Below are 23,726 nucleotides of genomic sequence, written 5' to 3'. Positions count from 1 at the left end.
GGACCGTGCAGACGAGTGCGACGAGGTGGGGCGCGGTCACGGCCCGCCACCGGGCCTGGGTGGACTCAACAAGCTTGAAACCCATCGTCAGGGCTGCAGTGCGGGAGCCGGCACCATGGGTGACCACACAACGCGGCTTTGGTATGCGTCCTTGCCGACGGGCCGGCGCTCCCCGCCGTCCCTGCCCGTGGGTGAGGGCGTGCGCGGCGAACTCCTTTTTTGGGGGAGGGAGAGAGACCCGCGCCCCGGCCGCCGCCCGCAGCGAACACGGCGGCGGCCGGTCCCACACCGGGGTGCGGGACCTCCGCCCCGGGGTCTGGGGGCACGCACAGCGCGCGGCGGGTGGTCGCCGGCCCGTCGGGTACGAGCCCTCTTCGATGTCGGCGACCACGAGATGCTGGTCCTGGCTCTGCCGGACCTTCTCGCCACCGGCCACGCCTGCGCCGAGGGCGGCGAAGCGGACAACTACGTGCGGCTCGCGGTCTGCTACGACCTGGCCACCGAGGCCCTGTCGAAGATCGGCCGCTACTCGGCGAGTAGGATCACCGCCGACCGGTCCAACATCTTCTCCGGGCTGTGCGGTTCGCCCCTGGCGGCTCCGGCCTCCGCCCGCGCGTTCAGCATCGTCCTGCGCCACGAGGACCGTGGTGCGACCGTGCAACGCGTCACCCTTCACGCCGCGGCGAAGGTGGAGGCCACCGGACTGAAGACTCCGGTGCAGGCCGCGACGTTCGCGCAGATGCTCTGCACGGCGGCCTACGCGTCTTCGTAGGCCGGGGACCACGACTGCGCAGTGGAGATGATCGGTGCCGCTGCACGCGCGGCGAAGCTCCTTCCCGACCGGCATGAGCGTCCGCAGACCTTCAGCGTGACTCCCGTATCCGTCGCCCTCTACAAGGTCGGAGTCCTCTGGGGTCTCGGTGACGCTCCAGCGGGCCGGAACTGGCGACTACCAGGGCGCACCAACAGCCTGTGCTGATCTCGGCTACGCCGGATCTTCGTAGTGCTATGAGTCTTCGCTCGTCGGCGCGGCCCCACTGGGGCGCTGGGGCCGCGCAGATAGCATCCCATTCAGATCTGACGCTCCGTCGGAAGAGTCAGCATTGGGTCAGCATTGGGATTGCTAAACACTCCCAAACTTACTCGCACACTGAGCCCCACTGGGTGTCGCCAACCCCGAACGAGGGGGTGGGTGCAAGGCATTGAGATGATTTCTCTTGCGTTAGGTTGCTCGTTGTGGATGCGCCGAGCTTGTTGTCGAATGAGTGCAGGTCAGCGTGCGTTGCCCCGTGGTTTCAGGGGCGTTCGCGGGAGTTCGGGGGCCGGAAGGGGGGAGCCGTCGTACCCCTTCACCTCGCCGAAGCGGGAGCCCGTCATCCAGTCTTCGCGGGCCTGTGCGATATCGTGGTGGGAACGGCCGATGAAGTTCCACCACATCACGATCTCCTCCTCGAAGGGCGGCCCGCCGAGCAGGACCGTCCGGGCTTCCCGGTCGGACTCGTTGGTGAGGGTGAGGGTGGTGCGGCCGGGGGCGGCGTAGCCGAGTTCGGCCCGGCGCAGGAGGGTGCCGTCGAAGCGGACGTCGCCCTCGTCGACGAGCAGCCCGTGCTCGAATTCCGTGTCGACGTCGAGAGTGACGGTCGCTCCGGCCGCGATGAGGATCTCGACGCCGAGGAGCGGCGAGAAGGTGCGCACGGGGGAGGTCTCGCCCGCGAGGGAGCCCAGGAAGACCCGCAGCGTCGCGCCGTCGACGCGGACCGGCCCGGGTGCGTGGTGCTGGAAGTCGCGCGGGGCGTGGCGGTGCTGGTCGGGGAGGGCCACCCAGAGCTGGACGCCGTGCAGCACCGTGGTGCCGGGGGTGGAGACCTCCGTGTGGCTGATGCCGTGGCCGCCGGTCATCAGGTTGAGTTCGCCGGGCCGTACGAAGGCGTGGCTGCCCATGCTGTCGCGGTGCTCGATCTCCCCGCCGAACAGCCAGCTCACCGTCTGGAGCCCGGTGTGCGGGTGCGGGGCCACGTCCATGCCGCCGGAGTCGGCGACCCGGTCGGGGCCGTAGTGGTCGGCGAAGCACCAGGCCCCGATGAGGGTCCGGGACCGCTGGGGCAGGGTGCGCCGTACCGTCATCGCGCGGGGTCCGCCCAGCGGCACGTCCCGGGGGGTCAGGACCTCGACCGAGGCCCCGGCCGAGGCCTCCGACCCGGTCCCGGTACCGACCTCGACCCCGACTCCTGCGTCACCCATGTCCGGACCACTCTCCCCACCCGTGTAGTTTCATTTTCAACAACAGTGGATGATCATAGTCTCGAAGGCGATTATCGACAACATGACGAAGGAGCACACGATGAGCGAGACGGTACTGGTCACGGAGTCACCCCGGGCCGCCGGCCGGATCTACCTCGACAAGCAGAGCCCCGAGCCGTACCAGGCACTGGTGGGGACGGCCGATGCCGTACGCGCGACGGCGGCGGAGGCGGGCCTCGACCGCATCCTCGTGGAACTGGTCAACCTCCGCGTTTCCCAGCTCAACGGCTGCGCCTTCTGCCTGGACGTCCACACCCGGGCCGCACTGCGCGCGGGCGAGACCACCCGCCGCCTGGGAGTGCTGCCCGCCTGGCGCGACACGGAACTCTTCACCGCCCGCGAGCGCGCGGCCCTGGCCCTCGCCGAGGCCACCACCCACCCCGCCGACGCCCTCGCCCAGGAGCGGGCGTACGAGGAGGCGGGCGCCGTACTCGACGACGCCGAGATCTCCGCGGTGATCTGGGTGGCCATCGCCATCAACGCCTTCAACCGCGTCTCGATCCTGAGCAAGCACCCGGTACGGGAGACCTCCGCCCGCTGAACCCCTACGGCGCCGCCGCCCACACCGCGTCCGGTGCGGAGAGCCGCCACAGGGCCACCGCACCGGCGACGAGCAGGGTCAGCGCCACGGCGAGGACGAGGGAGGGGCCGACCCTGAGGAGCAGGGCTCCGGCGAGGGCGCCGAGGAACATCGCCAGTACCGACAGGATGCGGCGGCCGGGCCGGGGCCCCGTCCCTCCGGCCGGTCCCGAGTCGGCGGCGAGCCCGGTCAGGGTGAGGGTGAGCACGGTCGTCGTGAGGTCCGGCACGCCGAGCCGTCGGGCCACCGCGTTCTGCAGCCCCATCGCGAGCGCGAGCAGCACGATCAGCGGGTAGGTGACGGAACCGGCCGTGCCGTCCTGCCCCGCGAGCGCGGTACCGAGGGCTGCGGCGAACAGCACCGCCTGTACGGCCATCGCCGAGGCGAGCAGGCGGCCCCGGTGAGCGGCGAACCGGACGCCGAAGCGGCCACCTGCCAGGGCGCCGGCGAGGAAGGCCGCCAGAGAGACGACGGAGGCGGGCGCGGACAGCCCCTCCGCGCCCGCCAGGGCGAAGCCGAGGAACACCACGTTGCCCGTCATGTTGGCGACGAAGACGTGGCCGAGCGCCAGATAGCTCACCGCGTCCACGAGCCCCGTCACCGCGGTGAGGGCCAGCATCAGGGGCGGCAGCGGACCGTGCCGGTCCCCCTTCGGAGGCACCAGCGTGCGGGCCGCGTCCACGAGCAGCTTGCGCATCCTCGGACGTTCCCTTCGTGACGGGCCCGACGGCCCCTGTGCGTGTCCTGGGTTCGCGCGTGTCGTGAGTGCCCGGCGTGTCCTGCGTGTCCTGCGTGTCCTGCGGGAGGGTCCCCGGCTTGTCCGGCGGGGGTGCGATGCAGCAGCGTACGCGTGGACGGGCCGTGGGCAGGGCGGCGCGCGGAGATGGCGGCGCGCGGCGGGACTGCCGTCCTACCGGGGCGGGCCGTCGTGGCGCGGCCCGGCGTGTACGGCGTCGAGCACCAACTCCAGCAGCCGCTCGGCCTGTTCGGACTGCTCGGCTTGCTGGGCCCGAGCGGCCTGCCCGGGTTGAGAGGTCCGAGGGGGTTGCGGGGCCCGGGGTGCCCGCTGGGGGCCGTCGCCGGGCACGGTGGACAGGGCGATGCCGGTGACCAGCCGCACCAGGTCCGGGGCCGCCAGGTCGGGGCGCGCCGTGCCGTGCCGCTGGGCCCGCGCCAGTACGCCGTTCGCCGCGTCCTGGATCATCCGGTGGCAGTCGATGCCCAACTCCTCGCCCCCTTCGACCAGCAGGGCGCTGCCGATGCCCTGCTGGTCGCGGGCGTGGGTCAGGAAGGCCTGCGTCCACTGCGCCAGTGCCTCGTCGGGGGTGACCTGATCGCTGGTGCGCAGTTCCTCGGCCTTCGCGCACAGCGCCTCGACCCGGTCCCTGAGCACCGCGGTCAGCAGCGCCTGGCGGTGGGGGAAGTGGCGGTACAGGGTTCCCGGGCCGACGTCCGCGCGGCGGGCGATCTCGTTGAGGGAGGCCCCCGGTCCGAACTCCGCGAACGTCTCCCGCGCGGCGTCCACCAGTCGTTCCCGGTTGCGGCGCGCGTCGCTGCGGCGCGGCGGTGGGGCGTCGGTGCCGTGGCCGGGCGTCATCGCGGTCTGCCTTTCGGTCGGGCTGGGGTGTAGCCAAGCGGAGAACCTCTCCGTATCGTACCGCCAGTGAACCGGAGAACCTCTCCGGTACGTTCTCCCGTCCGTTCGGCGGGACTTCGAGGAGTGAGCCATGTCAGTCGGCACCGATCCCGCGACCGCCCCCGACCTCGGCCGCGTCGGGATCTGGACCCTTGCCCACGACCAGCAGCCCGCGGGGCGCGTACGTCAATCCGCGGCGGAACTGGAGGAGTTGGGGTACGGAGCGCTCTGGTACGGAGAGGCCTTCGGCCGGGACGCGGTGGGCCAGGCCTGGCTGCTGCTGGCGGCGACCCGTCGGCTCGTCGTCGCCTCCGGCATCGCGAACATCGCGTTCCGCGACCCGCTGGCCACCGCCGCCGCGACGCGCACACTGGGCGAGGCGTACCCGGGCCGCTACCTCCTCGGGCTCGGCGGCCACCGGGTCGACGACACCGTGCACAAGGTGGACGGCTACCCGGTTCCGACCCGGGGCAGGGCACTGTCCACGATGCGCGGCTATCTGGACGCCATGGACGCGGCCCCCTCCCAGGGGCCGGTGCCGGACCCCGCGCCCCGCCGCGTACTCGCCGCGCTCGGCCCGAAGATGCTGGCGCTGGCCGCCGAGCGCACCTGGGGCGCGCACCCCTACTTCGTACCCGTCGAACACACCGCGCGGGCCCGCCGGATCATGGGCCCGCACGCGTTCCTCGGCGTCGAACAGGCCGTGGTGCTCGACACCGACCTCGACAGGGCCCGCGAGGTGGCCACGGCGCACGTCGCCATGTACGTGTCCCTGGCGGCCCACCAGGAGGCGAACGTACGGCGGTTGGGCTTCGGCGACGCGGACATCGTCGGCGGACCGAGCCGCCGGCTGGTGGACGCGATCGTCGCGTACGGGGACGTGGAGGCCGTCCGCCGCCGCGTGCGGGAACACCTCGACGCGGGGGCCGACCACGTCTGCCTGCAAGTTCTGACCGCCGACCCGGCCGCGCTGCCGGAGCGCGAATGGCGCGAACTGGCGCCCGCCGTGCTGACCCTGTGACGGGCGGCCGGCCACCGTCCCCGTCAGGCCACAGCCCCCCGCACCGTCGACCACACGGCTCCGGTGAGTGCGTCTACCGCCTGCTGCTCGGAGAGCGGAGGGGCGGAGCGGGTGGGCTTCGGGGCGGTGGTGGCCTCGAAGGGGCCGGCGGTGTTCCACTGCACCAACTGGAGCTGTGCGCCGGTCGACTTCACCGTCAGCGTCACCGTCCAGCGGTGGGCGGTGCCGGCACCGGCCGGCTGCCGCTCCGCGATCCTCTCGGACATCACCAGCGCCCCACCGGGAAGCGCGGTGCTGCTCGGCAGTTCCTTCATCTCGCAGGTGTCGCCCTCGGCGCGCGGAGGCGTCTGCTCCTGTTCGCAGCTGAGCCCGTCCGCGTCCGCGAAGGGCAGCTTGAGCCGCAGGGCGGAAACGCCCACCGAGGACGGGCCGTGCCCGTCGTCGACGACGAGACCGCCGTTGGCGACGTAACCGCCGGACGGATCGGAGGGGTTGTTGCTCTGCCCGGTCACCTGGCTGAACCGGGCCCCGGGAAACGTCTTCTTCAGGGTGTCGCTCATCTGCTTGCCGGTGATCGCGGAACGGGGCGTCGCCAGCGCCACCGTCTCCATGTCGGACCCGGCGGAACGCGTTCCGGCGAGCACCTCGGGAACCACCAGCGCGGTCGCGGTGAGCACGGCGCAGATTCCCGCCCCCGCTCCGATCCGGCGCCGCAGCCGACGCCTGCGCCCGCGGTTCAGGGCTTGGCCGACGAGCGCGGAGAGGTCGGGGTCGAGGTGGTCCGTCGTACGGTCCAGGGCATCTGCGAGGTCTGCTTCGAAAGGCATACGTGTGTCACCTTGTCCGGGGCTGGAAGGGGTTTCGGGGCGGCGCGGGCCGGGCTGACCGGCCGCGGTCGGTGCGCCGGAGGTCGGGCCCTGCGGGCCCGCCGCACTCAGTGCGCCACCAGGTCGGAGAGGCTGTCGCCGAGCAGTGCGCGCACCCGGCCGAGGGCCCGGCTGCCCTGCGAACGGACCGCACCGCTGCTCAGCTTGAGCATCCCGGCGGTCTCCTCGACGCTGTGGCCCTCCCAGTACCGCAGCACCAGCACCGCCCTGTCCCGCGGCGGAAGCTGCCCCAGCGCGTGCATGAGGGTGAGCCGCAGCGCGGTGTCCTGGCCGGGGGCCGCGCTGTCCGGCATGTCGCCGGTGGGACGCTCCCCGGTGCTCCGCCGGCGCCGCAGCGTGAGGAAGGTGCGGATCAGCACCGTCTGCGCGTAGGCCGGCGGACTGTCCGCCCGTGCCACCTTCTTCCAGTGGACGTACACCCGGCCGAGGGTCTCCTGAACCAGGTCCTCGGCGAGATGCGTGTCACCTGCCGCCAGTACGTACGCCGAGCGGTACAGCGCGTTCGCCCTCGCCCTGACGAACTCCAGGTAGGCGTCCTCCTGTGCTGACTTCACTCGGCCGCCGCCCGCTCTCTTGTTCCGTGCTTCCTGTACATACTCCCCTTGACTACGCGAGCGGCCGTTCTGTCGCGCGCCATCGGCGACCAGTTCGGCCGCGTGTGCGCAAGGCCCGGGGCGTCACGCGGCGAACGAGGGCCACGGCCAGCGGTGCACCCGGTACGGCAGCCACCAGGCGAGGTTGCCGGCGCGTCCGGCGAGGCTCTCGCCGACCAGGTCGTCGAGCACCCGGGCGGGTACGGTCTCCGCCGGGCAGCCGGTCGACAGCTGTTCCACGGCCCGCAGGTAGGCGGGGTCGTGGAGGGTGAAGCGGAACAGCGAGCCGCCGGTGCGCCGGTCGCGCACCTGGACGAAGCCGGGGCCTTTGCGGTAGACGCACTTGCAGAGGTAGAAGGTCTCCTTCCACTGCTGCCGGATGTCGTCCGCGTCCGGGGTGTCCAGGACGGCGCTCGGCGGATACAGGTGGTTGAGCGAGCGCCAGATCTCCGGCTCGGCGCCGAGCGAGATCTCCCAGTCGACCACCAGGCCCCAGCTCGTCAGCTCGGCGACGAGCAGCATGGTGGTGACGATGGAACGGGCGCCGGTGCCGCCGGACAGGTCGGCGGGCCGGTCGAGCGCGACCCGCCGGGCCCCGCTCCGGTAGAGCCCGGCCGCCAGCTCCGTCGGCCCCGGTCCCGCCGGGTCCGCCGTGATCCGGGTGGGGGAGTCCATCGAGGGCAGTTGCAGTACCTCCTCGTCGTGGTCGCGCCAGGTGGTCAGGGTGAGTGGGGTGGTGGTCGTGGGCATGAGCGGTGCTCCTCCTCGGGTCCGCTGCGGGCGGCCCGGTCAGGCGGCCGGTGCCGGTGCCGGGCCGGTGGTGGGGGCAGGGGCCTCCTGGGGCGTGCCGGTCGCCGCGGCCGGGTCGTCGGTCTCCTCCCCGTCGGAGGTGCCCTTGCGGCGGGTGTCGAAGATGCGCTCGAAGCGCAGCAGTTCCTGGTTGTTGGCGAAGGGCGCGATGTGCACCCACTGCCCGTCGTCGGTGAACACGACGCCGAGCCGCAGCCACTCCGCCAGCAGCGCGTCCACCCTGGCCCCGGTGGCGCCCTCGCCGAGCCTGCGCACCAGGCCGGGTGCGGTGTGCGGCTGGTCGAGCAGCCGGAACGCGGCGACCTCGAACGGGTCGTGCAGGGTCAGCGTGCTCCAGTCGAAGTCCTTGCGGCGGCTGACCAGGACGATCCGGTCGCCCAGGTCGATCATGCTGAGCCGGCACTGCACGTGCTCCTGCTGCCAGCGCGCCCCGCCCGCCTTGAGCGCGTCGCTCGTCTCCTCGTCGATGCCCTGGTGCGGCGCGGTGAACAGGTAGCCGAAGTCGAGCATCTCCGACTCGGGAAGGTCGTAGTTGCGCCGGTACTGCGCGTCGGGCTTGAGCGGGTGGAACCCCAGCGCGGGGTTGTTGAAGTTGGGGCTGAACCGTTCGGTGACGATCCTGGCCACGCCCTCCATCGGCGCGAGGTGGTGCAGGGCGGGGAACTGCTCGACGATCGGCAGGTAGTCCTCGTTGCGCTCGCCGGGGAACCCGTAGAGGTAGTTCCAGGACACCGACAGGCCGACCGACTCGGCGTCGCGCAGCATCCGGATGTTCAGACAGCCGGAGACGCCCTTGTCCATCAGCTTCAGGACCCGGCTGTTGAGGCTCTCGATGCCGGGCTGCACATTGACCAGGCCCGCACCGTAGAGGGTTTCCAGCTGGTCGCGGCGGAGGTTCGACTTGATCTCGTACTGCAGCCGCAGGTCGTACCCGGACTCGCGCAGCCTCGGCAGCACCGAGGACAGGTACCGCATGTCGAGGATGTTGTCGACGACGTACATGTCGAGCACCTGGTGCTGTTCGACCTGCCGCATCACCTCGGCGTAGAAGTCGTCCGGGCTCTTGCTGCGGAACTCCATGAACGAGCCGTTGAGGCCGCAGAACGTGCAGTGGTGCTTCTCGCCCCACCAGCAGCCGCGCGAGCCCTCGACCACCAGTTTCGGTTCGACCCAGTCGCGCGCCGCCGATGCTTCTAGGCGGGCGAAGTAGCCGTCGTAGTCCGGCGAGACGATCTCGGAGGGGCGCAGCGGGCGGTTGCTCATGGCGTTGACGACGACGCCGTCGGGGCCGCGCCAGCAGAGCCCGGGTATCCCGGCGAGTACCGACGGGTCGGGGTCACCCTTGTCGAGTTCGCGCAGCAGCGCGGGGAAGGAGTGCTCGCCCTCGCCGCGCACCACGGAGTCGACGAAGGGGAAGTTGCGGTGCAGGGCCTCGCCCTGGGGGCCGTCGCAGTTGGCCCCGCCGAAGACGACGTGCGTCCGCGGAGCCGCGCGCTTGACGGCGCGGGCGGTGGCCAGGGCCGCGGTGTTCTGCTGGAAGGTGGAGGTGAAGCCGACCAGGTCGGGTTCGAGGGCGAGGATGCGCGAGGTCAGCTCGGCTATGAACTCCGGTGCCTCCCGGTGCAGTTCGATGCTGAGCTCGCGGTCCGCCTCCTCCAGCGGGATCTCCTCGGTCATCTCGGCGACCCGCCACTCGGGGTCGTCGTACAGGGCGGAGGAGAACACCCAGTCGCCGAGACCGCTGAAGTAGCTGTCCAGGGCGAGCAGGTTGAACTGGGCGAGGCTGAACTCCCGGCGTTCGGTCAGCCAGTCGACGTATTCGAGATTGCCGTGCACGACGGTGACCCGGGCGTCGGGCAGGGTGTTGGCGGCAGTGCGGCGCAGGATGCCGGTCGCCAGGGACGGCACGTCGATGAGGGACCAGGGCATGTTGACGATGACGATGTTCACGTGGACTCCCGGCCTTTCGAGGCGTACGGGGTGTGCGCGGTGCGCGTGGTGAGGAGGGCGGGACGGCCGGGACGGCCGGCGGGCGGCCGTCCCGGCGTCCCCTGGGATGTCAGGCGCTGACGATGATGATGATGATCGGCCGGTTGGCCCGAGCCTGGTTCTTCAGGTCGAGCGGGTCGTTGTGGACGATGGTCTTCCGCATGTCGTTCACCCCCCTTCCCGTGTGGGGACGGTCGGCCGCCGGACCCGCGCCGGGGCGCGGACGGGCGGAGTCGGTGGGCGGGCACGGCGCCCGCGCGGGCGGCCCGCCGCCGGGTACGTCAGCCGTTGATCATGACGACGATGACGATGCGCGGCACATAGGCCCGTTCCTGCGCGTGGGGGCTGCGAGGGTCGTTGTGCACGGTGGTCTTCCGCATGGGTTCACCCCCTTCCCGCGGCGGGGGAACGGTCGGCCGCCTGCCCGTGCCGGGCGCGGGCCGGCGGCTGGGACGGGCGCTCACAGCGCCTCCGCGGCCACCCGGCCGCCGAGGGCGGCACCGAGGAAGGTCACGACCCTGATCAGGGCGGTCGCCTGGCACTGCACGGCCCGGCTCTCGTGCCCGGTGTCCAGTTCCAGCAGCTCCGGCTCGGCGCCGTGCGCGCGCAGCGCGTCCGCGTACGCCACGATCTGCTCCGGCGGGCACTTCACGTCGTTGCCGCCGGCGACCAGCAGGACCGGTGCGCGCACCCGGGATACGTACGTCATCGGCGACGACTCGGCGTAGCGGTGCGGCACTTCGTCGGGCGTCCCGCCGAACAGCCGGGTGTCCAGGGAGCGCAGCGCCGAGGTGCCCGTACGGAACGCCGCGACGCTGTCGGCGACCGGGTGGACCGCCGCCCCGGCCCGCCACAGCCCCGGCTCGGAGCCGAGGGCGAGCAGCGTCAGATAGCCGCCCCACGACCAGCCGGCCAGCGCCACGCGCTCCGGGTCCGCGAGGCCCGCCCGCACCAGGTTGGCGCGGACCGCCGCCAGGTCGGCGACCTGGGTGAGACCCACCCCGTCGTCGAACGCGTTGCGCCAGGCGGGCCCGTACCCCGTGGAGCCCCGGTAGTTGACCCGTGCGACGGCGAACCCGGCGGCGGTCAGCAGGGTGACCGTCGGGTCGTACGCGTCACGGTCCTGCTCGAAGGGACCGCCGTGCACCAGGAGGACGGTGGGCCACGGCCGCGGCCGGTGGGCCGGGGCCGAGAACAGCGTGTGGAGCGGGCCGCCGGGCCCCGGCGTCCACCGGTCGCGGACCCGCACCGCGGGGCCCGCCGCGACCGCCTGCTCGCCCGGCGGCCTGCGCCCCGAGGCGGTGCGCAGCACCGGGGGCGTAGCGGTGTCCGTCCAGAGGTAGTGGAGATCGCCACCGGCGCCGGTGAGTTCCGCGGCACCGGCGGCGACCGGCTGCATCCGGGCGTCCAGGAGGGTGCCCGGCGGCGTCTCCAGCGGGGTCCGGGTCCGCCGCAGCAGGTCCACGACGCTCAGCGTGGAACGGCCGTGCCGGTCCTGCCGCACCAGGACCCGCCCGTCGGGACACCAGCTCGCGGAGATCTCGGTGTCGAAGCGGCACCACTCCACCAGGTGCCTGCCGCCCACCACCGACCAGGTCCCCAGCCGGTAGCAGCCCTCCCGCTCCACGACCAGGAGCAGCCGGGGCGGACCCGGATCCGGGCCGAATCCCATTGCCCACAGCGGGTGCCGGGTCCCCGGCAGGGTGGCGACGGTGCGGCCGGAGCGGTCCAGCACCCGTACCGCCGCCGGGTCCGTCGGCTCTCCGCAGACCGCGAGCAGGGTGCCGTCCGCGGACAGGTCGACCAGCTCGCCGTGTCCGGCGCCGGTCAGCAGCGTGCGTACGTCCCCCTCCGGCGAGCGCACGTGGAGCGACAGGCCGTCCGGGCCGAGCAGGCCCACCGCGGCGGTGCCGTCGGCGGCCATCGCGAGCCCGCCGTGCGCACCCGGTGCGGCCCCGGGCAGCGCGGGCGTGTCCGCGCCGCCCTCCCACGGCTGCCGCAGCCACCGGCCGCTGCCCGTCGGACCGTCCTCGAACCACCAGACGGTACGGCCGCAGGGGTCCACGTCGGCGGTGTCGGTGCCCAGCCCCGGCCGGTCGGTGACCTGCCGGACCGTTCCTCGCGCCAGGTCCCAGGCGAAGACCTCGCAGCGGTCGTCCGCCTCGCCGGCGAAGCAGCCCCGGTCCGGGGCCAGTTCGGCGATCGTGGGCAACAGGGCAGGCGCGACGCGCAACTGCATCTCCACCTCAGTCTCCTCGTCCAGGGGCGGTCGGTGCGGGATCGGCGGACATGTCGGCGGCCGGCTCCGCCCGGTCCAGGCGGCGGCGGCCGGTGTGGGTGTACAGAGCCAGAGCGGAGAGGCAGCCGGCGAGCACCCAGCCGACCGCCGCCGGTTCGAGGAGGCCCGTCAACAGGCCCGCGGTCGCCGGCGCGGCGAGCTGCAGCACACCGACCGCGCCGGTCATCACAGCTCCGGCGCGGCCCTGGAGTTCGGGCGGGACGATCGTGATCGCACGGGTCTGGAACAGCACGCTCAGCACCGGGCCGAGGAACAGGGCCGCGCCGAACAGGGCCCCGTACATCCACAGCGACCCCACCATCCCCAGCGGCGCCACCAGTACCACCATCGCCCAGGAGCAGCACGCGACGAGCCTGCCGGGAGGCACCCGGCGCAGGATCCACGGCGTCACCAGCGCGCCGACGAGACCGCAGCCGCCCGCCAGGCTCAGCATCAGACCGACGGCCGAGGCCGAGGCCCCGTCGAGCCGGGACGCGAGGAGCACGAAGTAGTAGACGGCCGTGAACACCGCGTTCACCCCGGCACCCCAGATCAGGGCGAACCGCAGGAACGGGTGCCGCCACAGGAAGCGCAGCCCCTCCACGGCCGACGCGCGGAACGACTCGGCGGGGCCGGGCGCCCCGGGCGCCGACAGCTCGGTCCTGATCGACCGCACGCACAGCGCCACCCCGACGTAGGACAGGGCGTTGGCGGCGAACGGCGCCCACCGGCCGAGCTGGTAGAGCACCCCGCCGACCAGCGGGCCGAGCAGTGCCGCACCCTGGTCCCTGGCCTGCAGCGCCGCGACGGCCCCGCTGGGGTCCTCGGGCGGCAGCACCGCGCGGATCGCGCCACGGGCCGCGGCGGTGTACGTCGTCGCGGCGGCGCTCTCCAGGACGGTCACGGCGAACAGCAGGGGCAGCGTCACCGCGTCGGCGACCACGGCCGCGGTGAGCACGCCGAAGGCGACGAACGACACGGCGGCCGAGACCAGCATGATCCGCCGCCGCGACCGGCGGTCGGCGACCACCCCCGCGACCGGACCCAGCACGGTCTCCACCGCGACCGCCACCGTGCCGAGCAGTCCCGCCACCGCGGGGCTCCCGCCGACCGTCAGCACCAGCAGGACCAGGACGAGTTCGGCCGCGTGCGAGCCGAGCCGGTCGGTGGCACCCGCCAGCCAGTACAGCCGGAAGTCCCGCCGCCGCACGTCCGCCGCATCCGTTTTCGGCTTGCTCAACGGAGCCCCCGTTCCCGGCGCGGTCCCCGCACACCCCGTGCGGCGACGGTCCGGCCGGACGACGTCTGCGCCCCGGTGGTGACCCGGCGTACGCCTTCCGACTCGTGCCGCGCACCACTGTGTCCGGGACAACGAGGAGAAACCTCGGAGAATCCTTGAATCGGCCCCGGGGAGCCGGTACCACGGAAGGGCGGCGTCCGCAGGCTCCCGGGGGGAGAGCGGTCAGGATGACAGTCGAATTCGGTCTGCTGGGCAGCATCGAGGCGCGCGTCGACGGACGGCCCGCCCCACTGGGCCACGCCCGGCAGCGCGGTGTCCTCGCCGCACTCCTCGTCGACGTCAACCAGCCGGTGACCATCGACCGGCTGGCCGAGCGGGTCTGGGGCGACCGGCTGCCCCGGCAGGCCCGCGCCACCCTGCACGGATACGTCTCCCGGCTCCGCCAGGCCCTGGCCTGCACCAGCGAGGCGGGCATCGGCCGCGGCAGCGGCGGCTACGTCCTCACCGCGGCCGACACCGCCACCGTGGACCTGCACCTCTTCCGCGGTCTGCTCGTCCGGGCCCGCGCCGCCGAGGACGACCGGCGCGCGGTCGCCCTGTACGAACAGGCCCTGCGGCTGTGGCGCGCGGAGGCCTTCGCCGCCCTCGACACCCCGTGGGTCAACGCGCTGCGCGACACCCTGGAGCAGGAGCGCTTCGCCTCCCAGCTCGACCTGGACGACATCAGGCTGCGGCTCGGACTCCACACGGCGCTGCTGCCCCAACTGGCGGCCAGGGCAGCCGCCCACCCGCTGGACGAACGGCTCGCCGGGCAGATGATGACCGCCCTGCACCGCTGCGGGCGCCCCGCCGAAGCACTGGACCACTACCAGTGCATGCGGCGCCGATTACGCGGAGAGCTGGGCATCGACCCGGCGCCCGCCCTCCGCGAGATCCAGGCCGCCATCCTCCGCCAGGACACCCCGCCCCCACCGCGGAACACCGCCCAGCCCTCCGCGTCCTCGCCGCAGCCCGCCGCCCGGCCGCCCGCACCACCGGCCCAACTCCCCCTCTCCGTAGCCGCGTTCACCGGTCGCGACCTCGAAATCTCCCGCCTCGACCACCTGCTCAACGGCGGCGGGCGCGCCCCCGCCCCGACCTCGGTCGTCATCTCGGCGGTGGAGGGCACCGCCGGGGTCGGCAAGACCGCACTCGCCGTGCACTGGGCCCACCGGGTCCGCGACCGCTTCCCCGACGGGCAGCTCTACGTCAACCTCCGCGGCTTCGACCCGCAGGCCGCCGCGGTCAGCCCCGAGGAGGCCGTACGCGGCTTCGTCAGCGCACTCGGGGTGCCACCGGCCCACATCCCGGCCGGACTCGAAGCGCAGACCGGCCTCTTCCGCAGCCTGATGGCGGACCGCCGCGTGCTGATCCTCCTCGACAACGCCCGCGACGCCGACCAGGTGCGCCCCCTGCTGCCCGGCGCCCCCGGCTCCCTCACTCTCGTCACCAGCCGCAACAGACTCACCAGCCTCGCCGTGGCCGAGGGCGCCCAGCTCCTCGCCGTCGACCTGCTCACCCCCGGCCAGGCCCGCGACCTGCTCACCGGCCGGCTCGGCGTACGCCGGGTCGAGGCCGAACCCGGCGCCGTGGAGGAGATCGTCGCCCGGTGCGCCGGGCTGCCGCTGGCCCTCGCCGTGGTGGCCGCCCGAGCCGCCGCCCAGCCCCGCTTCCCGCTCGCCCTGCTCGCCGAGGAACTCCGCCGCGACGGCAGCCGCCTCGACGCCCTGGACGGCGGCGACCCCGCCTCCCAGGTGCGCGCGGTGTTCTCCTGGTCGTACCGCGCGCTCGGCCCCGACGCCGCCCGGATGTTCCGGCTGCTCGGCCTGCACCCCGGACCCGACGTGGCCGCACCCGCCGCCGGGGCCGTCGCCCACGTCACCCGGGGACACGCCCGCGCCGTGCTCGCCGAACTGACCCGGGCCCACCTGCTCACCGAACACGTCCCCGGCAGACACGCCTTCCACGACCTGCTGCGCGCCTACGCCGTCGAACTGGCCCACGCCCAGGACCGGGACCGGGACCGGCGCGAGGCCACCCACCGGATGCTCGACCACTACCTGCACACCGCCCGCACCGCCGACGCCCTGCTCACCCCCCAGCCCAACCCGATCGCCCTGCCGCCCGCCCGGCCCGGCGCCGCACCCCAGGAGCCCGCCGACCACCAGGAGTCCCTGGCCTGGTTCACCGCCGAACACCGGGTGCTGGTCGCCGCCCTGGAACAGGCGCGCGCCGCCGGATTCGCGGCACACGCCTGGCGGCTCGCCTCGACCCTCACCACGTTCCTGGACCGGCAGGGGTACTGGCAGACGCTCGCCGCCGTCCAGACCACCGCCCTCGAAGCCGCCCGCTGCCAGGGCGACGCGGCCGGACAGGCCGACGCGCACCGCGGCCTCGGCCTCGCCCACGACCGCCTGGACCGCCCCGAGGACGCCCACACCCACTACCTGCTCGCCCTCGACCTGTTCAGCGGGCTCGGCAACCGCACCGGACAGGCCCGCACCCACCAGCACCTGGCCCGGATGTGCGAGTCCCGGGGGCAACGCCAGGAAGCACTCGAACACGCCCACCACAGCCTGGAGCACTACCGGGCCGCGGGCGACCCGGCCGGACAGTCCGCCGCCCTCAACCACATCGGCTGGATACTCGCCCAGCTCGGCGACCACCAACAGGCCCTGGACCACTGCCGCCGCGCCCTCGACCTGGCCCAGCGGGTGTGCGACCTCAACGGCCAGGCCCACATCTGGGACAGCCTCGGGTACATCCGCCGCAGACTCGGCCAGTACGACCGGGCGGTCGGCCACTACCGGCAGGCCCTCGCCCTGTTCCACCAGACCGGCGACCGGCACAGCGAGGCCGCCGGACTGGCCTGCCTCGGCGAGACCCACCGCGTCGCCACCCACACCGACGCCGCCCACGAGGCCTGGACCCGTGCACTGGAGATCACCCGGGAACTGGGCCTGCCCGACGCCGACCCGCTGCGCACCCGCGTCCTCGGCCTCCTGCGGCTCCTCGGGCGGCCGGCGGATCCGCCGCGGGGACGGCCCCAGTTCGGCTGGTACGACTCCCGGCTTCCGTCGCCGAGGCAGGGCGGGGGAGCGGACCGGACACCGCCCGCCACCAGTCCGTGCCCCGGCCGCCCCGCCTGATCGCCCCCGGCCGCCCCCGTACTCGGCCGCCCCCGCGCTCAGTCCTCCGCGTCGCGGACCAGCAGCGCGATCTGTACGCGGTTCTCGACGTCCAGCTTGGCGAACAGGCTGCCCGTGTGGGCCTTGACCGTCGCGACGGTGATGCGCAGCCGCTCGGCGATCTGCGGGTTGCCCAGCCCGTCCGCGATGGCCCGCGCCGTCTCCCGCTCCCGTTCGGTGAGCACACAGAGTCGTTCCCGGGCGGCCTCGCGGGAGCGGTCACGGGCGTGCGAGGAGTCCGGGCCGGTGGCCGCGGCGATCACCCGCGCCGTGACCGCCGGGGACAGCACCGGGTTGCCCTCCGCGACGGTCCGCACCGCGTCGAGGATGCGCGGGGGAGGGGTGTCCTTGAGGACGAAGCCGAGCGCTCCGGCGCGCAGCGCCCCGAGCACCAGACCGCCGGAGTCGAAGGTGGTCAGCATCAGCACCCGCGGCGGCGCGGGCCGCGCCAGCAGCTCCCGGGTCGTGTCCAGGCCGTCCCGGCCCGGCATCCGTACGTCCATCAGCACCACGTCGGGCCGGTGCTCCGCCACCGCGGTGAGCGCGGCGTCGCCGTCGGCGGCCTCCGCCACGACGGTCAGATCGGGTTCGCCGTCGATGACGAGCCGCAGGGCCATGCGCACCAGTTGTTCGTCGTCGACGATGACGACCTTCACGGGGTCGGGTCGGCTTTCCACTCGGACGCTCTTTTCGTGACTGTGGGCGGGCCGTCGGGCCAGGGCAGTCGTGCGGTGAGAACGTACCCGCCCTCGGGCGTCCCACCGTGGTCGAGTTCGCCGTCGGCGAGGGCTACCCGTTCGCCGAGGCCCAGCAGGCCGAAGCCGGAGGACGGGGGAGGCGGGATGCGCCGGGGGGCCGGACCGTTGCGGACGCGGATGACGAGGGTGGTGCCCGCGGCGCCGTCGAGAGCGACCCGTACGACCGCGCCCGGCGCGTGCTTGGCGGCGTTGGTCAGCGCTTCCTGGACGATCCGGTAGCAGGTCCGCCCGACCCCGTCCGGCGGGGTTCCGGTCACGGTGTCGGCGAGCACCACGTCGAGTCCCGAGGCGCGCGCGTCCGTCACCAGATCGGGGACCCGGTCGAGGGAGGGCTGCGGCGGCTCCGGGTGGCCGGGGTCGCCACGCAGCACGCCGAGCACCTCCCGCAGCTCCTCCAGCGCCTGGTGGGAGCCCTCGGCGATGCCCCGGACCAGGACGCGGTTCTCGTCGGCCGAGAGGTCGCCGCGGTGGTCGAGCACCCCGGCCTGCATGGCGACCAGGGAGATGCGGTGCGCGAGGACGTCGTGCATCTCGCGGGCGATCCGGTTGCGCTCCTGGGCCCGCGCCTGCGCGGCCCGCGCGCTCTGCTCCCGCTCGGCGCTCTCCGCCCGCTCCCGCAGGGACCGCACCTCGACCCGCCGCGCACCGACCGCCGTCCCGGCGGCCACCGCGATCCCCGCGGTCAGCGCGGGCACCGTGATCCGCACCCACCACAGCGCCTCGGCCGCGTCCTCCACCGGGAACACGCCGATGGCGAGCTGCGACCCGGTCACGTAGGCCAGTACGACGATCCCGATCTCCACCGGCCGGCGGCGTGTGGCGACCGAGCACAGCGCCAGCAGCGCGGCGCCGGTCGCCAGGACCGACACGGTGGAGGCGACCGTGACCGCCAGGGCTACCGCGAGCGGCCACCGCCGCCGCCACAGCAGCAGTACCAGACAGACCAGGGCCACCACCGGATCACCGAGGAGGAGCCAGGAGCCCGGGTCGCCGTTGCGGCTGCGGGCCAGCGCGAGCGTCGAGAGCCAGACGGGCACGCTCACGACCACGGCCAGCGTCAACCGCCAGGCCTGCTGCCCCACTCCGAGCTTCGGCATTGTGTCCGTGTTCACCCGGCCATTGTGACCAGCGCGCGGGACCGGTGGATCAGACCCAGGGCGGATACGCCTTCGACCCAGGTCTAACCGGTGCCTCGCCCCGGGTCGGGTCCCGGCCGGTCCGCGAGGCCGATGTGCGGGCCGCACCCGGCGAACAGACTCGTTCACGTGCCGGTAAAGCCCCCCACAGGAGGTCACCTCATGCGCAGGAGTCTGTCCCTCGCTCTCGCCGCCACCACGTTGGCGGCGACCGCGCTGTCCGCGACGGCGTCCTCGGCAGCCACCACGACCCCACCGACGCCGCGCCCCCTCGCCTGGGGCCCGTGCCCCAAGGGGGCCGACGCGCCCGGACTGCGGTGCTCGACACTCCGGGTCCCGCTGGACTACCGCGATCCGGACGGCAGGCAGATCGAGGTCGCCGTGTCCCGGCTGGCCAGCCGCAAGCCGTCCGAGCGACGCGGCGTCCTGCTGACCAACCCCGGCGGACCGGGCGGCTCCGGCCTGGTCTACCCGGCCGTACTCGCCGTCTCCGGGCTGCCGCAGGAAGTACGCGACTCCTACGACATCATCGGCTTCGACCCGCGCGGCGTCGGCCGCAGCACCCCGGTGACCTGCGACCTGACCGAGAAGCAGCAGTGGCGCGGCAACTTCCCGCCGTACGCGCACACCCCGGCCGACGTCACACGGGAGGTCGGCCACGCGCGGACGATCGCCGCACAGTGCGCGAGTGCGAGCACCGCGTGGATGCTGCCGCACACCAACACCGCCAACACCGCACGCGACATGGACCGCCTCCGCGCGGCCCTCGGCGAGTCCAACCTGTCGTACCTCGGCGCCTCCTACGGCAGTTACCTCGGCGCGGTCTACACGACGATGTTCCCCCGGCGCGGCGACCGCATCGTCCTCGACAGCAACATGGGCCCCGGCGGCTACGACGTCACGGCCATGCGGCTGCTCGCCCGGGGGATGGAGGACCGCTTCCCCGACTTCGCCGCTTTCGTCGCCGCCCGCCCCGAGTACGGCCTGGGCTCCACCCCGCGGCAGGTCACCGCCAAGTACGACGAACTCGCGGCGCGGCTGGACGCCGAGCCGGTGCAGGACCTCAACGGGACCGGGTTCCGCGGATACACCTTCGAACAGCTCTATGCCGACGCGTCCCTGCCGAAGCTCGCCGAGTTCTGGAAGGCGGTCGACACGGGCGGGAAGCTGCCGCTCCCGCAGCTCACCCCGGACACGGAGAACCTCCTGGCCTCCCGCTTCGCCGTGGTCTGCGGTGACTCGCGCTGGCCGGGGAAGGTCCGGCAGTACCAGCGCAACGTCGCCGTCGACCGGTTGAAGTACCCGATGCTGGGCGGCTCCACCGCGAGCATCAACCCCTGCGCGTTCTGGCCCCGGGAGCGGATCGAACCGCCGGTGCGGATCACCGGCCGGGGCCCGTCGAACGTACTGATGGTGCAGAACGAGCGCGACCCCGGCACCCCGCTGGCCGGCGCCCGCGAGCTGCGGCGGGCCTTCGGCGGGCGCGCCACGATGGTCACGGCCGACCAGGGCGGCCACGGCGTCTACCCGTACGGCCGCAACACCTGCGCCAACACGGCGGCGACGACCTTCCTCCTCACCGGGGAACGTCCCGCGCGGGACCTCGCGTGCGCGGCGCAGAAGAGCAAGTGAGCCAGCGCGTGGGTGAGCAGGCAGGCGAGTGAGCGTGTGACGGAGGTGCGGGAGATGTTCGAGGAGATGCGAAGCCGCCGGGCCGCCCGGCGGATCACCCCCGGCGACGGCCGGCCGCTCAAGCGCTTCCGCTGGTGGCAGCTGCCCTACCGGTCCCTGTTCCACCTCCGGCCGGCCGCCTCAGGCACCGGGCGGGCGGACTACACGGTGGACGTCAGGCGCGGGCAGGACCAGACGTCCTCGCAGGCCAGGGCCGACCTGTACCTGGACGGCAGGCACCACGCCCGCTCCAGGCTCCCCGCGGCCTTCCCGGTGCCGGGCGGCATCATCGAGGTACGGCTGAGCAAGTTCGGCCTGCGCCGCTGCCACTACGTCACCGCCGAGGGCACCGAGCGCCCCCTCGTCCCGGACCGGGACTCCGCCGAGGGACGCCGCGCCCGCTTCGACCGCGCGCACCCGGCGCTGAGCCGGGGCATCGGCACCCTCTCGCTGACCGTCCTCCTCGTCGCCCTGGCCGTGCTCGCCGGACAGCTCGCCGAACGGCTCACCGGGATACCCGCGGTGGCGGCACGCACCGGGACCTTCACCACACCGGTCCACCTGCCCGTCTGGGGCAACGTCGCGCTCACCCTGGTCACCCTGGCGGCCGGTACGGAGCGGGCCCTGCGCCTGCGCTACAGCCGGCTGCTCGACGGCGTCGCGGGCTGAGGCGGCGGGCCGCCGTGCCGCTGCCCGCCCGAGTCCGGGGCCGCCGGCAGCTCCACGGTGACGAGGAGACCGCCGGCGGCCCGCGGGGCGAGCGTGAGGGTCCCGTCGTGCGCCTCGGCGATGGTCCTGACGATGGCCAGGCCCAGGCCGACGCCCGCCTGGTCGGTGTGGACGCGTTCGGTGCCGCGCTGGAAGGGTTCGGTGAGGGTCGCGACCAGCTGGGGGCTGAGCTGCTCGCCGGTGTTCTCGACGGTGAGCACCACGCTCCGGGGGCGGACGCCGGTGTGGACCAGGACGGTTCCCCGATGCGGCACGTTGTGGACGATCGCGTTGTGCACGAGGTTCGTGGTGAGTTGCAGCAGCAGCGCGGGCGAGCCGCTCGCGAAGGCGATGTCCCCACGGGTCTCCAGGGACACACCGTGCCGCTCCGCGAACGGGTGCAGCGTCTCGGCGGCTTCCTCCGCGACGAGCGACAGATCGACGGGCTCCCGGCCGAAGGACCGCTGATTGGCGCGGCTGAGCAGCAGCAGCGCCTCGGTCAGGGCGATGGCCCGGGTGTTGACGGTGTGCAGGCGGTCCACGAGTTCGCCGGTGTCGTGGTGCGGATCGGCGCGGGCGACGTCGATGAGCGTCTTGGAGATCGCCAGCGGGGTCCGCAGCTCGTGCGAGGCGTTCGCGGCGAACCTCTGCTGTTCCGCGACGTGCGCTTCGAGCTGCGCGAGCATCGTGTCGAAGGCGTCGGCGAGTTCGCGGAACTCGTCCTTGCGGCCCGGCAGCCGGATCCGGTACGCCAGCGATCCGGCCGCCGCCTCGCGGGTGGCGTGGGTGATGCGGTCCAGCGGCGCGAGCATGCGTCCGGCGAGGACCCACCCGCCCAGGAGGCCGAACACCAGCAGAAACACCAGTACCGCGGCTGCCGTGGGGGCGAAATTGCGCACGAAGAGGGTGCCCGGGGTCACGCGGATGGCGCCCGCTTCGTTGGTCTGCCACCAGCCCTGCTGGAGCAGGAACACGGCCACGGCGACGATTAGCAGGGCGCCGGCGAGCAGGAGGAATCCGGCGTAGCTGAGGGTGAGTTTGAGCCGGACACTCAGTCCGGGCCGCCTATCCACGGCCACCTCCGGCGGCGGTGTCGGAGGTGCTCGCTCCCACCGGACAGGGCCCGTCCTCGACGATCGGCATACGCATGCGGGAAGGCTACGGGGCGGGTCATATCGCCCGCGTATCCGAAATCGACGGGTCCGGGCCGCCGCGGTGGTGCCCGTCGGCCCGGTATCAGTGCCAGCCCTGAGGGTGTGCGGGCCAACTGTGTTTACCGTGTGGGCTGTTCACGTTTCGTACGTCCCGACCGGGTTCACACGCAGGAGGGCACACGGATGAATGTGAAGAGGGCTCTGGCCACGCTCGTGGGAGTCACCGCGCTGATGCTTCCGCTGACCGGCGGGGCCGCGTCGGCTGCGACGCCGGACGCGGCCGTGCTGAAGGTGTCGTGCCGGGGGGTGAGCACCGTCGGCTACTACTGCGGGTACTCCCCGTACGACACCTATCTGTCGAAGGGCGACAACGGCCCGAGCGTCAAGGAACTGCAGGCGCACCTCGTCTGGCGGGGCATCTCGGTCGGCTCCACCGGCATCGACGGCGACTTCGGCACCGCCACCTACAACGCCCTGCGCACCTACCAGCGGACCCACGGGCTCGCGGCGGACGGGATCGCCGGACCCAACACATGGAACAAGCTGCGCACCGTTCGCGGCTGACCCGGTGGGGGCGGGGCAGTCCGGGCCCGCCGCCGCGCGAACGGGGGCGGGCCCGGACTGCCCCGCGTGCGTCAGGCCACCATGCCGGCGACCCCGGTGCGGCCGTCGGGGACGCCGGCCACGGTCACGACGACCTGCTCGCGGACGCCTTCGCCGAGCACGCCGACCAGCGCCTCGGTGGTCGTGGCCACCAAGTGGGCGGGAGCGTCCGGAACCTCGGGCAGGTGGTACGCGGCCTCGCGCATGCTGAGGGTGACGAGAGGAGCGTCGTGGTCGACGGTGACTCCGCCGACGCCCCGGCGGTGCTGCGGGATGCCGATCAGGTCGACCCCGACGAGGCTGCGGAACCGCTCGCCGTAGACGGCACCGACCGCGTCGGCGAGGGCGCTGATCAGTTTCGGTTCCACTGTCCCGTCGAGGGCTTCCTCGCGGATGTGCACGGTGAAGTGCGGCATGGTGGCAACTCCGTTCAGGCCGGTACGTAGGATGGACGGAAGCTTGCTTTGCTAGCAAAGGTAAATAGCTTTGATGGCAAAGGTATGGAGAGAGGGGTGCGATGTCAAGGCTCAGCGCGGGTTCCGCGGCGGACGACGGGAAGGGCGCGGGCACGGTCGACGACGCCGTCCGGGACCTGCTGCTGCTCATGCCCCGGATGGTGGGCCGCGTCAAGAAGATCCCGGTGCCCGAGGCACTGCGGTCCTTCGCGCTGGCGCCGCGCCATCTCTCGCTGCTGTCCTACCTGCTCTTCGACGGGCCGATGACCGTGAACGAACTCGCGGCCAAGCTGCAGGTCGCACCGACGACGGTGAGCCTGCTGGTCGGCGACCTGAGCCGGAAGGGAATCCTGGAGCGGCGGGCGGACGAGGCGGACCGGCGGCGGCGGATCATCCGCATCGCGCCCGACCAGAAACCGTCGATCACCGCCTGGCTCGCCCCGGGAGCTGCCGCCTGGCGCAAGGCGCTGGCGCCTCTGACGCAGGAGCAACGGCGCCTGTTCGTCGACACGTTGCTCGCGTACGAGGCCGCGGTCGGCGGCGAGGAACAGGGCTGAATCGGAATGGCGGATCCGGAACGGTCCCACGGGTGGGGTGCTCGGCGGGGGCGCGCGCCGGGGGTGCGCGCCGGGGTGGGTGCGGAGGGTGTACCTACAAGTCCGCACAAGAGGTGTCCGTA

At 73.2% G+C, this 23,726-nt stretch carries 21 protein-coding genes and 1 pseudogene; 8 read left to right on the top strand and 14 right to left on the bottom strand.

The window, feature by feature from the left end; translation table 11 throughout:
- Positions 1–10 precede the first annotated feature (10 nt).
- A pseudogene (locus tag ACFYVL_RS08765) lies at positions 11–133 on the bottom strand (IS256 family transposase); the annotation flags it as partial.
- A 261-nt stretch (positions 134–394) separates the two neighbouring features.
- Here ACFYVL_RS08765 and ACFYVL_RS08760 point away from each other — a divergent pair.
- Positions 395–772 carry a hypothetical protein gene (locus tag ACFYVL_RS08760; RefSeq protein WP_389242213.1) on the top strand — a complete coding sequence of 126 codons (378 nt, stop codon included), beginning with the start codon at positions 395–397 and terminating at the stop codon, positions 770–772.
- A 500-nt stretch (positions 773–1,272) separates the two neighbouring features.
- Here the strand turns inward: ACFYVL_RS08760 and ACFYVL_RS08755 are convergent, their stop codons facing one another.
- Positions 1,273–2,241: a pirin family protein gene (locus ACFYVL_RS08755; RefSeq protein WP_389242211.1), complete on the bottom strand. Its 969-nt coding sequence runs from the start codon at positions 2,239–2,241 to the stop codon at positions 1,273–1,275.
- Between the two features lie 100 nt (positions 2,242–2,341).
- On the opposite strand from ACFYVL_RS08755, the gene ACFYVL_RS08750 reads away from it, so the two are divergent.
- Complete coding sequence (locus ACFYVL_RS08750) at positions 2,342–2,842, top strand: carboxymuconolactone decarboxylase family protein (protein ID WP_389242209.1); 501 nt, start codon at positions 2,342–2,344, stop codon at positions 2,840–2,842.
- Positions 2,843–2,846: 4 nt separating this feature from the next.
- Here ACFYVL_RS08750 and ACFYVL_RS08745 read toward each other — a convergent pair whose 3' ends face one another.
- Positions 2,847–3,578 carry a DUF1275 family protein gene (locus ACFYVL_RS08745; protein ID WP_389242207.1) on the bottom strand — a complete coding sequence of 244 codons (732 nt, stop codon included), beginning with the start codon at positions 3,576–3,578 and terminating at the stop codon, positions 2,847–2,849.
- 213 nt (positions 3,579–3,791) lie between these two features.
- Positions 3,792–4,478 (bottom strand): TetR/AcrR family transcriptional regulator, encoded by a 687-nt coding sequence (locus ACFYVL_RS08740; RefSeq protein WP_389242205.1) that lies wholly within the window; start codon positions 4,476–4,478, stop codon positions 3,792–3,794.
- 130 nt (positions 4,479–4,608) lie between these two features.
- Here ACFYVL_RS08740 and ACFYVL_RS08735 point away from each other — a divergent pair, with 130 nt between their 5' ends.
- A complete protein-coding gene (locus ACFYVL_RS08735) occupies positions 4,609–5,538 on the top strand; it encodes a TIGR03620 family F420-dependent LLM class oxidoreductase (protein ID WP_389242203.1) in 930 nt (309 codons plus the stop codon).
- Between the two features lie 23 nt (positions 5,539–5,561).
- Here the strand turns inward: ACFYVL_RS08735 and ACFYVL_RS08730 are convergent, their stop codons facing one another.
- The 6 genes from ACFYVL_RS08730 to ACFYVL_RS08705 form a co-directional block, all read right to left on the bottom strand.
- The gene (locus tag ACFYVL_RS08730; RefSeq protein ID WP_389242202.1) at positions 5,562–6,365 is read right to left on the bottom strand and encodes a hypothetical protein; all 804 of its coding nucleotides are present in this window, start codon (positions 6,363–6,365) and stop codon (positions 5,562–5,564) included.
- Between the two features lie 107 nt (positions 6,366–6,472).
- Positions 6,473–6,979, bottom strand: coding sequence for a SigE family RNA polymerase sigma factor (locus tag ACFYVL_RS08725; RefSeq protein ID WP_389242200.1), 507 nt, complete (start codon positions 6,977–6,979; stop codon positions 6,473–6,475).
- Between the two features lie 123 nt (positions 6,980–7,102).
- On the bottom strand, positions 7,103–7,768 hold the full coding sequence (locus tag ACFYVL_RS08720) for a DUF5825 family protein (RefSeq protein ID WP_389242198.1): 666 nt from the start codon (positions 7,766–7,768) through the stop codon (positions 7,103–7,105).
- A 39-nt stretch (positions 7,769–7,807) separates the two neighbouring features.
- Positions 7,808–9,778: a RiPP maturation radical SAM C-methyltransferase gene (locus ACFYVL_RS08715; protein ID WP_389242196.1), complete on the bottom strand. Its 1,971-nt coding sequence runs from the start codon at positions 9,776–9,778 to the stop codon at positions 7,808–7,810.
- A gap of 499 nt (positions 9,779–10,277) precedes the next feature.
- On the bottom strand, positions 10,278–12,056 hold the full coding sequence (locus tag ACFYVL_RS08710; protein WP_389242568.1) for a prolyl oligopeptidase family serine peptidase: 1,779 nt from the start codon (positions 12,054–12,056) through the stop codon (positions 10,278–10,280).
- Positions 12,057–12,063: 7 nt separating this feature from the next.
- Positions 12,064–13,335 (bottom strand): MFS transporter, encoded by a 1,272-nt coding sequence (locus tag ACFYVL_RS08705; protein ID WP_389242194.1) that lies wholly within the window; start codon positions 13,333–13,335, stop codon positions 12,064–12,066.
- Positions 13,336–13,562: 227 nt separating this feature from the next.
- On the opposite strand from ACFYVL_RS08705, the gene ACFYVL_RS08700 reads away from it, so the two are divergent.
- Positions 13,563–16,523 carry a BTAD domain-containing putative transcriptional regulator gene (locus ACFYVL_RS08700; RefSeq protein WP_389242192.1) on the top strand — a complete coding sequence of 987 codons (2,961 nt, stop codon included), beginning with the start codon at positions 13,563–13,565 and terminating at the stop codon, positions 16,521–16,523.
- 38 nt (positions 16,524–16,561) lie between these two features.
- Here ACFYVL_RS08700 and ACFYVL_RS08695 read toward each other — a convergent pair whose 3' ends face one another.
- Both ACFYVL_RS08695 and ACFYVL_RS08690 read right to left on the bottom strand, forming a co-directional pair.
- A complete protein-coding gene (locus ACFYVL_RS08695; RefSeq protein WP_389242190.1) occupies positions 16,562–17,239 on the bottom strand; it encodes a response regulator in 678 nt (225 codons plus the stop codon).
- On the bottom strand, positions 17,215–18,432 hold the full coding sequence (locus ACFYVL_RS08690) for a sensor histidine kinase (protein ID WP_389242188.1): 1,218 nt from the start codon (positions 18,430–18,432) through the stop codon (positions 17,215–17,217). Before ACFYVL_RS08690 ends, ACFYVL_RS08695 begins: the two co-directional genes overlap by 25 nt.
- Positions 18,433–18,618: 186 nt before the next feature.
- Here ACFYVL_RS08690 and ACFYVL_RS08685 point away from each other — a divergent pair, with 186 nt between their 5' ends.
- Both ACFYVL_RS08685 and ACFYVL_RS08680 read left to right on the top strand, forming a co-directional pair.
- The gene (locus ACFYVL_RS08685; protein ID WP_389242186.1) at positions 18,619–20,088 is read left to right on the top strand and encodes an alpha/beta hydrolase; all 1,470 of its coding nucleotides are present in this window, start codon (positions 18,619–18,621) and stop codon (positions 20,086–20,088) included.
- A gap of 54 nt (positions 20,089–20,142) precedes the next feature.
- A complete protein-coding gene (locus tag ACFYVL_RS08680) occupies positions 20,143–20,796 on the top strand; it encodes a hypothetical protein (protein ID WP_389242184.1) in 654 nt (217 codons plus the stop codon).
- Here ACFYVL_RS08680 and ACFYVL_RS08675 read toward each other — a convergent pair.
- The gene (locus ACFYVL_RS08675) at positions 20,763–21,908 is read right to left on the bottom strand and encodes a sensor histidine kinase (protein WP_389242182.1); all 1,146 of its coding nucleotides are present in this window, start codon (positions 21,906–21,908) and stop codon (positions 20,763–20,765) included. The genes ACFYVL_RS08680 and ACFYVL_RS08675 overlap by 34 nt on opposite strands.
- Positions 21,909–22,172: 264 nt before the next feature.
- On the opposite strand from ACFYVL_RS08675, the gene ACFYVL_RS08670 reads away from it, so the two are divergent.
- Positions 22,173–22,553, top strand: a complete 381-nt coding sequence (locus tag ACFYVL_RS08670) for a peptidoglycan-binding protein (RefSeq protein ID WP_389242180.1) — start codon at positions 22,173–22,175, stop codon at positions 22,551–22,553.
- Positions 22,554–22,624: 71 nt separating this feature from the next.
- Here ACFYVL_RS08670 and ACFYVL_RS08665 read toward each other — a convergent pair whose 3' ends face one another.
- Entirely contained in the window at positions 22,625–23,008 is a 384-nt protein-coding gene (locus ACFYVL_RS08665) for a hypothetical protein (protein ID WP_389242178.1), read from the bottom strand.
- A 101-nt stretch (positions 23,009–23,109) separates the two neighbouring features.
- Between ACFYVL_RS08665 and ACFYVL_RS08660 the strand changes: the two genes are divergently transcribed.
- Positions 23,110–23,604, top strand: coding sequence for a MarR family transcriptional regulator (locus tag ACFYVL_RS08660; RefSeq protein WP_389242176.1), 495 nt, complete (start codon positions 23,110–23,112; stop codon positions 23,602–23,604).
- Positions 23,605–23,726 lie beyond the last annotated feature (122 nt).

The sequence above is a fragment of the Streptomyces sp. NPDC004111 genome (assembly GCF_042874215.1).
Lineage (GTDB): Bacteria > Actinomycetota > Actinomycetes > Streptomycetales > Streptomycetaceae > Streptomyces.
Note: the sequence above shows the minus strand (reverse complement) of the source record. Positions and strands in the feature narration are given on the sequence as shown.

Excerpts from the sequence above, each read along its gene's own strand:
- ACFYVL_RS08760 (WP_389242213.1), top strand. The coding sequence starts at position 395 with ATGCTGGTCCTGGCTCTGCCGGACCTTCTCGCCACCGGCCACGCCTGC.
- ACFYVL_RS08755 (WP_389242211.1), bottom strand. The coding sequence starts at position 2,241 with ATGGGTGACGCAGGAGTCGGGGTCGAGGTCGGTACCGGGACCGGGTCG.
- ACFYVL_RS08750 (WP_389242209.1), top strand. The coding sequence starts at position 2,342 with ATGAGCGAGACGGTACTGGTCACGGAGTCACCCCGGGCCGCCGGCCGG.
- ACFYVL_RS08745 (WP_389242207.1), bottom strand. The coding sequence starts at position 3,578 with ATGCGCAAGCTGCTCGTGGACGCGGCCCGCACGCTGGTGCCTCCGAAG.
- ACFYVL_RS08740 (WP_389242205.1), bottom strand. The coding sequence starts at position 4,478 with ATGACGCCCGGCCACGGCACCGACGCCCCACCGCCGCGCCGCAGCGAC.
- ACFYVL_RS08735 (WP_389242203.1), top strand. The coding sequence starts at position 4,609 with ATGTCAGTCGGCACCGATCCCGCGACCGCCCCCGACCTCGGCCGCGTC.
- ACFYVL_RS08730 (WP_389242202.1), bottom strand. The coding sequence starts at position 6,365 with ATGCCTTTCGAAGCAGACCTCGCAGATGCCCTGGACCGTACGACGGAC.
- ACFYVL_RS08720 (WP_389242198.1), bottom strand. The coding sequence starts at position 7,768 with ATGCCCACGACCACCACCCCACTCACCCTGACCACCTGGCGCGACCAC.
- ACFYVL_RS08710 (WP_389242568.1), bottom strand. The coding sequence starts at position 12,056 with ATGCAGTTGCGCGTCGCGCCTGCCCTGTTGCCCACGATCGCCGAACTG.
- ACFYVL_RS08700 (WP_389242192.1), top strand. The coding sequence starts at position 13,563 with ATGACAGTCGAATTCGGTCTGCTGGGCAGCATCGAGGCGCGCGTCGAC.
- ACFYVL_RS08685 (WP_389242186.1), top strand. The coding sequence starts at position 18,619 with ATGCGCAGGAGTCTGTCCCTCGCTCTCGCCGCCACCACGTTGGCGGCG.
- ACFYVL_RS08680 (WP_389242184.1), top strand. The coding sequence starts at position 20,143 with ATGTTCGAGGAGATGCGAAGCCGCCGGGCCGCCCGGCGGATCACCCCC.
- ACFYVL_RS08670 (WP_389242180.1), top strand. The coding sequence starts at position 22,173 with ATGAATGTGAAGAGGGCTCTGGCCACGCTCGTGGGAGTCACCGCGCTG.
- ACFYVL_RS08665 (WP_389242178.1), bottom strand. The coding sequence starts at position 23,008 with ATGCCGCACTTCACCGTGCACATCCGCGAGGAAGCCCTCGACGGGACA.
- ACFYVL_RS08660 (WP_389242176.1), top strand. The coding sequence starts at position 23,110 with ATGTCAAGGCTCAGCGCGGGTTCCGCGGCGGACGACGGGAAGGGCGCG.